General features: G+C 61.9%; 8 protein-coding genes. 5 read left to right on the top strand and 3 right to left on the bottom strand.

The features are described from left to right. Positions 1–145: 145 nt before the first annotated feature. Together BJQ90_RS02205 and BJQ90_RS02200 are read right to left on the bottom strand one after the other, a co-directional pair. On the bottom strand, positions 146–1096 hold the full coding sequence (locus tag BJQ90_RS02205) for a hydroxymethylglutaryl-CoA lyase (RefSeq protein WP_226758681.1): 951 nt from the start codon (positions 1094–1096) through the stop codon (positions 146–148). Continuing rightward, positions 1093–2310 carry a CaiB/BaiF CoA transferase family protein gene (locus tag BJQ90_RS02200; RefSeq protein WP_226758680.1) on the bottom strand — a complete coding sequence of 406 codons (1218 nt, stop codon included), beginning with the start codon at positions 2308–2310 and terminating at the stop codon, positions 1093–1095. Before BJQ90_RS02200 ends, BJQ90_RS02205 begins: the two co-directional genes overlap by 4 nt. A gap of 352 nt (positions 2311–2662) precedes the next feature. On the opposite strand from BJQ90_RS02200, the gene BJQ90_RS02195 reads away from it, so the two are divergent. The 4 genes from BJQ90_RS02195 (at position 2663) to BJQ90_RS02180 (ending at position 8192) form a co-directional block, all read left to right on the top strand. Next, the gene (locus BJQ90_RS02195; protein WP_226758679.1) at positions 2663–4741 is read left to right on the top strand and encodes a hydantoinase/oxoprolinase family protein; all 2079 of its coding nucleotides are present in this window, start codon (positions 2663–2665) and stop codon (positions 4739–4741) included. A 3-nt stretch (positions 4742–4744) separates the two neighbouring features. Continuing rightward, positions 4745–6616 carry a hydantoinase B/oxoprolinase family protein gene (locus BJQ90_RS02190; protein ID WP_226758678.1) on the top strand — a complete coding sequence of 624 codons (1872 nt, stop codon included), beginning with the start codon at positions 4745–4747 and terminating at the stop codon, positions 6614–6616. Next, positions 6613–7233: an isochorismatase family protein gene (locus BJQ90_RS02185; RefSeq protein ID WP_226758677.1), complete on the top strand. Its 621-nt coding sequence runs from the start codon at positions 6613–6615 to the stop codon at positions 7231–7233. The genes BJQ90_RS02190 and BJQ90_RS02185 overlap by 4 nt, the downstream gene beginning before the upstream one ends. Positions 7234–7553: 320 nt before the next feature. Continuing rightward, positions 7554–8192: an isochorismatase family protein gene (locus tag BJQ90_RS02180; protein WP_226758676.1), complete on the top strand. Its 639-nt coding sequence runs from the start codon at positions 7554–7556 to the stop codon at positions 8190–8192. A gap of 993 nt (positions 8193–9185) precedes the next feature. Here BJQ90_RS02180 and BJQ90_RS02175 read toward each other — a convergent pair. Next, complete coding sequence (locus tag BJQ90_RS02175; protein ID WP_226758675.1) at positions 9186–9392, bottom strand: hypothetical protein; 207 nt, start codon at positions 9390–9392, stop codon at positions 9186–9188. A gap of 504 nt (positions 9393–9896) precedes the next feature. On the opposite strand from BJQ90_RS02175, the gene BJQ90_RS02170 reads away from it, so the two are divergent. Further along, the gene (locus tag BJQ90_RS02170; protein ID WP_226758674.1) at positions 9897–10106 is read left to right on the top strand and encodes a hypothetical protein; all 210 of its coding nucleotides are present in this window, start codon (positions 9897–9899) and stop codon (positions 10104–10106) included. The last annotated feature ends 199 nt before the right edge of the window (positions 10107–10305 follow it).

The following is a 10305-nucleotide window of genomic DNA, read 5'->3' as shown; positions in this document are numbered from 1 at the left end:
CCCCTATTTTCCCTTGTCAGAGCACCTTTTCGTCTCTTAAACACACCCCTCAGCCCAACATTGATGAAAACCCCGGGTTAACGCGGCTCAGGGCAGTTGAAGCGTCAGGACAGTTGGGCCGGGAACAACGTTGTCCACTGGGAACTCAGCTATCCTCGGGCCATCTGGCCGATGCAAGTTCGGCGCGGGTCCCTCCGCGGGAGACGAATGATGAGGACGGGCGGCCGGTGAGTTCTGTCATCCGGGCGCAAACCCGCATGTATTTCACCAGGTCGATGCCGGTCTCGATCCCGAGGCCTTGGCAAAGGTGGATCAGGTCCTCCAATGCCGCGTTGCCGAGGACTGTCGGGTCGCCGGGGAACCACATGTCCCCGCCGAGTCCTCCGAAGGAGCCTTCCAGCCAAGTTGCTCCGGCCATCATGGATACCAGTGCGTTAGCCGGAGCGAAACCGTTGCGGTTGTGCAGGTGCACTCCCAGGTCCAGTTGCGGATACATCTGCCGCACCTCGGCAACGCCGTCAAACATTTCCGCGGGCTGCTCTTCTCCGGACGTCGCCGCAAGGTAGACACCGCCTGCTCCTGCGTCGGCCGCGGCCGCTACGACGCGTAGTCGGTCCTCCCGATCGACTTGACCGCGTGCAGGTGCAAAAAACGCGCACGCTACGGCGACCACGAGGCGTGTGCCAGCTGACTTCGTCAGTTCCCCGATCTTCGCAAGGTCAATCAGCATTTCGTCTGTCGAAAGGCCCTGATTTCGCAGACTGACCTCGTTGTCCGCGGAAACGACGACAACAAGTTCGTCCAGCCCGCAGTCTGCCGCGCGTTGGGCACCCCGGAGGTTCGGGGCCAGTCCTCTGTAGGTAATGCCGGGAAGGCGGGGCACTCGTGCCATAATTTCTTCCGCGTCGGCGAGTTGTGGAAGCACCTTAGGGTGGGCGAAAGACACGGCTTCGATCTCCCGGACCCCTGCGTCGATCAGCAAGTGGATAAGTTCGACTTTGTCCTCGGTGCGGATAGTCTCAGTGACGGACTGCAGCCCATCGCGCAAGCCGACCTCTACAAGTCGTATGGAGGAGGGCAGGTTTGGGATACTCATGCCAGTCCCTTCTCACGAAGCCTCGACAGTTCGGTGTCGGTGATACCGATCCCGGCCAGAACTTCCTCCGTGTGTTGGCCCAATTCCGGGCCCGGCCAGCGGACCGTACCCGCGGTCCGGCTCAACTTCGGGAAGACGTTCTGCATGGAGACGGGGCCGAGCACCGGGTGGTCCACGGAGATGATCGACTCGCGGGCCTGGTACTGCGGGTCGGCGAGCATGTCCACGGGCCGGAATATTTTGCCCGCGGGAACTCCATGACTCTCCAGTGAGGCTTCGAGATCCTCGGCGGTCTGTGTTGACGTGTACTCAGCGACGATCCCGTCGAGTTCTGCCTGATGCTCCCCACGTGCCCCGTGCGAGGCATAGCGAGGATCAGAAGCAAGTTCGGGCCGGCCGATCGCTGTCGCCAGCCGACCGAAGACCGTATCCTGGTTGGCCGCGATGAGCACCCATTTGCCGTCGCTGGTGGGGTAGATGTTGCTCGGCGCGACGTTGGGGAGAATGGCCCCGGTGCGTTCGCGCTGGTAGCCGGAGATCTGCCACTCCGGCACCAACGATTCCATCACGCCGAGGACTGCCTCGTAGATGGAGGAATCCACGATCTGCCCGCGGCCGCTGATCTCGCGTTCCCGGAGGGCCGCCAGCGCCCCGATGGTCGCGAAGAGGGCTGCGAGCGTGTCACCGATTGAGATACCGACCCGCGACGGCGGCGTTGACGGGTCTCCCACGACATACCGGAGTCCACCCATTGCCTCACCGATGGCCCCGTACCCGGCCCGTTGGGAGTATGGGCCGTCCTGACCGAAACCGGAAACCCGCACCATGATGAGCCGGGGGTTGAGTTGCTGTAGTTCGTCGTAGCCCAAACCCCATCGTTCCATGGTTCCGGGCCGGAAGTTCTCGATCAGGACATCGGCTGAAGACAGGAGCTTCCGCGCGAGGTCCTGGGCTTCGGGTTCGCGCAGGTTCAAGGTGACAGAGCGCTTGTTGCGCCCCACGACGGCCCACCACAGCGACTGTCCCTTTGGCAGTTGACGGCCCCACTGGCGAAGCGGATCGCCCTTGGCAGGATCTTCAATCTTGATGACGTCGGCTCCCATGTCGCCCAGCATCTGACCGCAGAAGGGGCCGGCCAGCAATTGGCCCATTTCCACCACGCGGAGACCTGCAAGTGGTCCTGAGCCGGTCGTGGTTTGAACAATTGTCGTCATGCGGGCCTCCTGGAATTACCCTGTGATGCCGTGCGAAGTCGCCCATTCAGTGACAGCGGGCATCGAATCTGTATACAACTTGGCAGAACAGCCCCCAATTCGTCAAGGAGCATCAAAAGTTCCCGCCGGAATTGTATGCAAGTTGGTTGACATGGGTGTTTGTGGAGCTTTAGCCTGAGGCTCAGTAGATGTGAGGTGAATTACACCGAGGTGCGGTCCGGGGGAGTCCGAGCGGCTCTGATCCTCCGGAGTCGGACATTGGCCGTCCCCGGATGCGTCGGTTGACGCCTTGCATTACCCGCCCATGGCGCGGAAGCGCCAGGTATGAGCTGTTCCTATTTGAGGAGAACTGATGGCGTTTCGGCTTGGTGTAGATGTCGGCGGTACATTCACGGACATTCTGCTGATCAATGAGGAGACAGGGAAGACGCACCGATACAAGACGTCGTCCACGCCTGAGGATCAGTCCATCGCAGTGTTGCATGGCATTGAACAGGCGTGTAAGGCTGCCGGCATTGCCATGTCGGAAGTACGGGAAGTTCTCCATGGCACGACTGTTGCGACCAACGCCATTCTGGAACATAAGGGCGCCCGTGTTGGACTCGTCACAACAAAGGGTTTCCGCCAGGTGTTGCAGATCGCGCGGTCATTCGTTCCTGGTGGTCTTGCTGGCTGGATCATCTGGCCCAAACCTGAGCCGCTCGCCGACCTCGAAGACACGGTTGAGGTGATTGGGCGGGTCACCACGAGCGGTCAAGTAATCACGGCGCTGGACGAAGCGGATGTCCGGATTCAGCTGCGAAAGCTGAAGAAGAAAGGTATCGAGGCGCTTAGCATCAGCCTGATCAACTCCTACGCCAACGGCGAGCACGAGCAGCGCATCGCCGAGATCGCAGCCGAAGAACTCCCGGGCATCCCCGTTTCGCGGTCTTCCATTGTTCTCCCCGAGCTCCGCGAATACGAGCGCACCATCACAACCGTCGCTAACGCCTATGTGCAGGGCCAGGTGTCCCGATATGTTGGCAATCTGGAGAGCAAGCTTGGTGAGGCGGGCGTCGATGCGCAACTGTCCATCCTGCGCAGTGACGGTGGGCTGGTTTCGGGCCGGGTGGCTTCGGGCAATCCCGTGTCCCTCTTGCTCTCGGGACCTGCCGGCGGTGTCACCGGCGCGGTATGGGCCGCCGAACAGGCGGGCTTCTCGGACCTGTTGACCTTTGACATGGGCGGCACGTCCACCGATGTCGCGCTTGTGCAGAACCTGACACCGCGCATCGGCCGCGAAACCACTGTCGGTGACCTGACAGTCCGTGCAACCTCTGTCGATGTCCGCACTGTCGGTGCAGGCGGCGGCTCCATCGCACACGTCCCGCAACTGACCCAGGCCCTGCGGGTTGGTCCCCAGTCGGCGGGCGCATCTCCCGGACCTGCCTCTTACGGCCGAGGAGGGTTGGATCCCACCGTCACGGATGCAAACGTGGTCCTTGGCTACCTGCCCTCGCAGCTCGCCGGCGGTGAGATAGGCCTCGACGCCGAGGCCGCCGGCACTGCAGTGAAGATGATCGCCGAAGCCGTCGGACTGGACGGGGTGGAAAACGCGGCCGAGGGCATCATCGACATCGTCAACGAGAACATCTACGGTGCCCTGAAACTCGTTTCAACGCAGCAGGGATTCGATCCCAGGGATTTCGCGCTGGTCGCGTTCGGCGGTGCCGGCCCCCTGCACGCCAATGCCCTGGGCAAGCTGACCGGCGCCTGGCCGGTGATCATTCCCCCCTCACCAGGAGTCCTTTGCGCATACGGCGACGCGACAACAAGCCTTCGCGATGAGTCTGCACGCACACTGGTGCGGCGCTTCAGTGAACTTAACGACATGCAAGTCCGCGGCGTCATGGAGGACTTGGAGGCCACCGCCCGCGAATCGCTCCTGGCGGCCGGCCTGGACGATAAAGACCTCACCGTCACGTACTCGGCGGACCTGCGGTACCACGGCCAGGGATTTGAAATTCCCATCACGGTAAATCTCGATACTTTCGGCCAAGGCGACGGGCTCACCCAGCTACGCGCCCAATTCGACAAAGAGCACGAGCGGCTGTTCGCCTTCCTGCTCGACAATGAACACGAACTCGTCACCGCGCGGGCAACCGTCAGTGGACCCCGGCCCGACGTAGCGTCCATCACCCTTGAAGAGGGCGGGATTGATCCCTCCGAGGCTGAACGCAGCAAACACACGATTTTCGTTGACGGGGAGAACATCGAGGCCACTATTTACGACCGCAACCGGCTCAAGGCTGGCAACGTGGTCACCGGCCCCGCGGTCATCACCGAAATGGACTCCACAACACTGGTTCTTCCCGGGCACTCGGCGACCGTCCACCCTCACGGCAGCCTGCTCATCCGACCCACTGCCGACCCCGCCACCGCAAAGGACTGACCCATGGCAAAGATAGTTGAAACCGCCACGCGACCCCTCAATACGGTGGACGTGGACGTTGTGACCCTCGACCTTATCGAAAATGCTCTCCGCAGCGCCCGCTACGAAATGGACGAAACGCTTTTCCGCACGGCGCTGAGCCCTGGCATCCGTGAGCAGCACGACGAGTTTCCCCTGATTGCTGATCCTGCCGGAAAGATGATCGTGGGCCAGTTTGGCCTGTCCATCCCGGACTTCCTCGAAAACTTCAGCGGTACCATCGAGGAAGGTGATGTGCTGATGACATCGGACCCATACTCTTGCGGCGCCGCTATCAGCCACGCGAACGACTGGCTCGTCGTCATGCCCATCTTCTTCGAGGGACGCATCGTCGGCTGGGCGTCCCAGTTCGGGCACATGACCGACGTCGGCGGCAAGACCCCGGCCTCTATGCCCACAGACGCCCGCACAATCTTCGAAGAAGGCGTAATCATCCCGCCCTTCAAGCTGTATAGGAAGGGCGAACGCGACGAAACGTCGCTGGGCATCATCCTGAACCAGGTCCGGAAACCGGACTGGAACCGGGCCGACCTCAACGGCATTGTTGCGGCCTGCAGCACGGCGTCGCGGCGGGTCCAGGAGATGTGCGCCCGCTTCGGTGTGGACACCTACACCTCCGTCCTGAATGCGCTGCTCGACCGCAACTACCGCGCCATGAAAGTGCTGCTCGCACTGGTATTCGAAGAGGACAAGCCGCTTTCCTTCACGGACTACATCGACGACGACGGACGCGGGTTCGGGCCCTACGAGCTGAAGATGACGATCACGCGCACCGGAGAGAAGGTGCTGATCGACCTCACGGGCAGCAGTCCTCAGGCACAGGGGCCGATCAACTACTACATCAACGAGAATCTGATCCGCATGTTCTTCGGCATCTACATGATCACCGTGGCGGATCCGCAAATCCTTTGGAATGACGGCTTTTATCCGCTGGTGGACGTTGAAATCCCGGAGAATTCATTCTGGAAACCCAAGTACCCGGCGGCCCTGAACGGCCGCAATCACGGCATCGGCAGGCTCTTCGACCTCTTTGGGGGGTTGTTGGGGCAGGCCAACCCGGACCTGCTGAATGCTGCAGGGTTCTCATCGTCCCCGCACTTTATGTATTCCGGCAACTACAGCGAAGGGGACCGGAAGGGCGAATGGTTCCAGCTCTATTCCATCGGGTTCGGCGGCATTCCCGGCCGGCCGGTCGGCGACGGCCCCGATGGTCATTCGCTGTGGCCCTCTTTTGTCAACATCCCCTGCGAATACCTGGAGTCCTACTACCCGTTGATCGTGGACCGCTGGGAAACCATCCCGGACTCCGGCGGCCCGGGACTCCACCGGGGCGGCAATGGAGTGGACGTTGCCTACCGGTTCCTGGAGCCGGGCACCATCGCCATCCACGATGACCGCTGGCTGACCTATCCCTGGGGAGTCAAAGGCGGGGAACCGGGCTCCCGGGGCCGCAAGTGGATCGATAGGGCCGATGGCACCACGGAGGTGCTGCCCAGCAAGGTACATGATGTTTCCGTCGGCAAGGACGATGTCCTCCACTTCGTAACCTGGGGCGGCGGCGGATGGGGCGACCCGCTGTCCCGTGACCCTGAACTGGTCTGCAAGGAAGTGCGCCGCGGCCTGGTGTCTGCTGCCGGGGCCCGCCGCTACGGTGTGGCCTGCAGCGAGGACGGGGAGCTCGACGCCGGTGCAACCGAAGCGCTGCGGTCAGAGCTGCGGTCGATCCGCGAAGAGCCGCTGCCCCTCTTCAACCGGGGTGGTGACATGGCAACGCTGCTGGCCAACAGTCTGGTCGAAACGGGGTTGCCTGCACCAACGCCGCCGCTGGCAGTGTGAGCATAACCGTGGAGGGGTTCACCGACGGCTTTAACGGATCCCTGACGCTTGGGAAGAGGCCCGCTATCCTCTCAATCGACCTGATGCAGGCATACTTCGATCCGGAAAGTCCTCTGTGTCTGCCCTCCGGGTCCTGCCTGTCAGTCGCCGCCGAGGTAATCGCTGCAGCCCGCCTAAATTCGGTGCCCGTGATACATACCAAAGTCCGTTATGGGCCTGAGGGTGCGGACGGCGGCGTCTTTATCAAGAAGGTCCCGGCTCTGCGGCGGCTTATCGGCGAAACTCCCGATGGCCGGATCATGCCCGAAGTTAGCCCTTTGCCGGACGAAGCAGTGATCGTCAAGCAATATGCCAGCGCATTCTTCGGCACGAGCCTTGGCTCGCTGCTTCAGGCACAGGGCGTGGATACGGTTGTCATTGTCGGGACCAGCACCAGCGGTTGCGTCCGGGCGACGGCGGTGGATGCCATTCAGCACGGCTTTATCCCCGTCGTAGTCAGCGACGGAGTGGGAGACCGAAACGAGGCGGTGCATCTGGCTTCGCTCTACGACCTCCAGGCCAAGTATGCCGAAGTGCTGGACAGCCGAACCGCTATTCGCTATCTTCAGGACTGCTGAAGCGCTAATCCCGATGGCTTCAAACCCGGTGTTGAGCCGGCGTCGTTCAGGCAGCAGAGCCGGAGACGCCGGCTCGGTCGTGCCCGATCATGCCCAATGGGATGACCAATCGCTACGAAACCCCCGGAAGACGGCTATGAGCTCCGACGAGGGGTACACTCGCTGCAGCCAAATATTGATCGCGTGAGCGGGGTTTGGAGCGCCTTTGGCCTGAATCAATCCTGTATGGGCCCTCGTGCCACTGGTGGGCCCGGCGTGGATTGCGGAAGATGGAGGGGTCGCCGTTAGGCGGCCAGCTAACCGCTATCCGGGAGAACTTCATGAGCACCCCTCGTCGCGCCCTTATCCTCATCGACGTCCAGCAGCAGTACTTCAATGGACCTCTCGAGATCCAGTACCCGCCGCACGAGGAGTCTTTAGCGATGATCGTGCGGGCTCTCGATGCTGCGGCCGCTGCAGGGATCCCTATCGCGGCCGTCCAGCACAGTGCAGGCGAAGGCGCGCCGGTCTTCGCGCCGGGCACACCGGAGTTTGAACTTCACCCCGACATCGAACGCCGCAGGACCGATACATGGAAGGGCGTCATCAAGCAGTACGGCTCGGTCTACGCTGACACGGACCTCGCCGGTTGGCTTCGCGAGCATGACATCGACACTGTCACCCTGGTGGGCTACATGACCAACAACTGCATCCTCGCCTCGGCCGTTGAAGCGGAATTCCTTGGCTTCAACACCGAAGTTCTCTCAGATGCCACCGGGGCTATCCACCTCGCGAACGACGCAGGGTTCGCTGACGCAAAGACGGTGCATACCACGCTGCTCACGCTGTTGAACTCGAACTGGGCCGCCGTCAGCACGACCGATGCCTGGACCGAGGCCCTGGAAGCCCGGCAGGTCCTGAAGAAGAGCGATCTTGGAAGCTCGGCAATAGCCGGGGCCGCACACCTGACCCGGGCATAGCCGGCTTTCCCGGCGGGTCATGGGGCTGTCGGCCGATCGGACCATGAAGGGGATGACGGGAGGCAGAATCGTTATGCGGAGCCTGACGACTCAGTGCGCCGTGCGGGCGTGCCCTGAAGTCCTTAACGGGAGCGGGCAGGACCTGGGTGCAGCCGAGGGTGAACTTCTCCGGCCGGATCAAGTCTCTGAGGGCAAAGAAGCGCCACACCCTGTCACTGGCGGGGTGCGGCTGTCTGGGGGAGGCCTCTGCTGGGGAGAATTGGGGGTGTGGACAGTGTCCACACTTTGGGTCGCGTACTGGGCCGTACCGGTGCCGGACTGGGCCGGATTCCGTATGTTTCGGGGGGAGTCCAGTGTTTGCAAGGCGTGGAACCCGGTTCGAGTCCCACCTCGGACACGTGTTTTCCCTGTTCAGGGGCTTGTGAGCCTCTGAGTGTGGACAAACTATTCACTTATGGGCCTGCCGGGGCCTTTTTTGTTGGTGGCCGTTTCCTTCCTTCGTGTTTGGGTGGCGTTGTCGCTGGTTATCTGTTCATGGTGGGGAGAGCCGCTCACTGCATGACCTGACGCTGGCTGGGGGAGCGTCGTCGTCTTGCTGGTTTGCCTCCTTTGAGGTCACGTCTGTTCATGGTGGCGTTGCCAGGTAAGCACATGACCGCGTGCGTCCTGTTGACGGAGGCGTGGGGTGCGGAACCTGGTGATCCGATCCGGGTTGATTCTGCCAATCCGGAGGATCCCATGTCGCAGCCGGCAGTCGGGATGTTCGCGCTATTGGGCCAAATGGAACGAACCTACGCAATCGAACGAGCGGCCCGCGTCCGTGCCGATGCACCTGCCCGACCTGGCGCTCTCGATCTCGGCGATCGTGCGGCATCACCCGCTCCAGCCTCTACCGCCACCTGCCGACCCGGCCACCAGAGTCGCTGACGGCAGAGAACCAGCAGACTGCCTAAGAGAACGGCTCCGGGTGACTGCGGTGGTGCCGCCGACTTTTCAGGCATTGTGAAGTTCCTCCAGCGTCCAGGCCAGAACGAGTATGTCCGAACTTGACAGAGTTTTCAGGCAGTAAATGAAGGCGTCCAGGTCCAATGCCTCGGCGTGGCCTCCGTTTGCCCAGAAGCCGAGCGAGAGATCCAGCAGACTGAAGTGTCCGTCGTCCAGGCCTTTCCTGGCCGCCCGGCGCAGAACGTTGACGTCCATTGAATTCCTCCCGTACCGGGCGTCCTGCCCGGTACCGCGAGCACAGGCGAGGGGAAGGCCGGCTCAGCCAACCGGCCTTACCCTGGCTTCGCGATGTTTGTGTTTCGAGCTTTTCCTCTGAAACCCGCCGGCGCTGGCCCACCGTGCGTATCTGCTGCGGGGCGGTTTGCCAGGATGATCTCCAGACGGGGTCGGCACGTGCTCGTGCTCGCCGCCGGGAGCAGAAGCGCCCTAACGGCGCTGTGCATTCTCGCTCATGTCTGCATAGTCCCACCGTGACGCCGCCTGCATCTAGGGCATTTTTCCCTATGGTTCCATGGGACTGAGTCTCTGAGCCAGTACTCGTGCGGCCACAAACGTCGGTGAGCCCTGACAAAAATCACTGCATCGCGTGCCGCCGCTCAATACGGTCAGGGACTGCCTATGGCTTCGTCTTGGGTGGGATTACGCGCGTGGTAGCAACAGTGTCTTGTGGTGTGGCTGACGTGTTTCTAGCATTGGGATATGGACGCCCGGTCCCGGGCCCGAAACCTTGTCGCAACCAGCGAGATGTCTTTAGACGAAATTTGGCTCTCCTATTTTAGCGTCGGCGGTAACGCCGGTCTCTTTGAGGTGGAAGCCTTCATCTACGGTGTTGTCGTGCTTGGTCAGATCGACCTGATGCTGCTTAAATGCGCACTGACTGCTGCGCTGCCGCCTGACGTCATTGTCTAACTCAAGGGGCAGGCTGTCCGGTGGCCCAGCCTGGTGGCCGCCCGGCCTCGTCGTCGAGTCCCGTCTTCCGTCTAGCTCGCGGCGGGCAGTGCATCGGGAATGTGCGGCTTGGTGTTGTTTGCGAAAGTGAACTTGGCGTCGTCGCCTTCGCCGTCCACATCCACTACAACAATGTCGCCGGCATGGATCTCGCCGAAGA

The organism is Arthrobacter sp. SO3 (assembly GCF_020532825.1).
In the GTDB taxonomy this organism is placed as follows: Bacteria; Actinomycetota; Actinomycetes; order Actinomycetales; family Micrococcaceae; genus Arthrobacter.
Note: the sequence above shows the minus strand (reverse complement) of the source record. Positions and strands in the feature narration are given on the sequence as shown.

Excerpts from the sequence above, each read along its gene's own strand:
- BJQ90_RS02205 (WP_226758681.1), bottom strand. The coding sequence starts at position 1,096 with ATGAGTATCCCAAACCTGCCCTCCTCCATACGACTTGTAGAGGTCGGC.
- BJQ90_RS02200 (WP_226758680.1), bottom strand. The coding sequence starts at position 2,310 with ATGACGACAATTGTTCAAACCACGACCGGCTCAGGACCACTTGCAGGT.
- BJQ90_RS02195 (WP_226758679.1), top strand. The coding sequence starts at position 2,663 with ATGGCGTTTCGGCTTGGTGTAGATGTCGGCGGTACATTCACGGACATT.
- BJQ90_RS02190 (WP_226758678.1), top strand. The coding sequence starts at position 4,745 with ATGGCAAAGATAGTTGAAACCGCCACGCGACCCCTCAATACGGTGGAC.
- BJQ90_RS02180 (WP_226758676.1), top strand. The coding sequence starts at position 7,554 with ATGAGCACCCCTCGTCGCGCCCTTATCCTCATCGACGTCCAGCAGCAG.
- BJQ90_RS02175 (WP_226758675.1), bottom strand. The coding sequence starts at position 9,392 with ATGGACGTCAACGTTCTGCGCCGGGCGGCCAGGAAAGGCCTGGACGAC.
- BJQ90_RS02170 (WP_226758674.1), top strand. The coding sequence starts at position 9,897 with ATGGACGCCCGGTCCCGGGCCCGAAACCTTGTCGCAACCAGCGAGATG.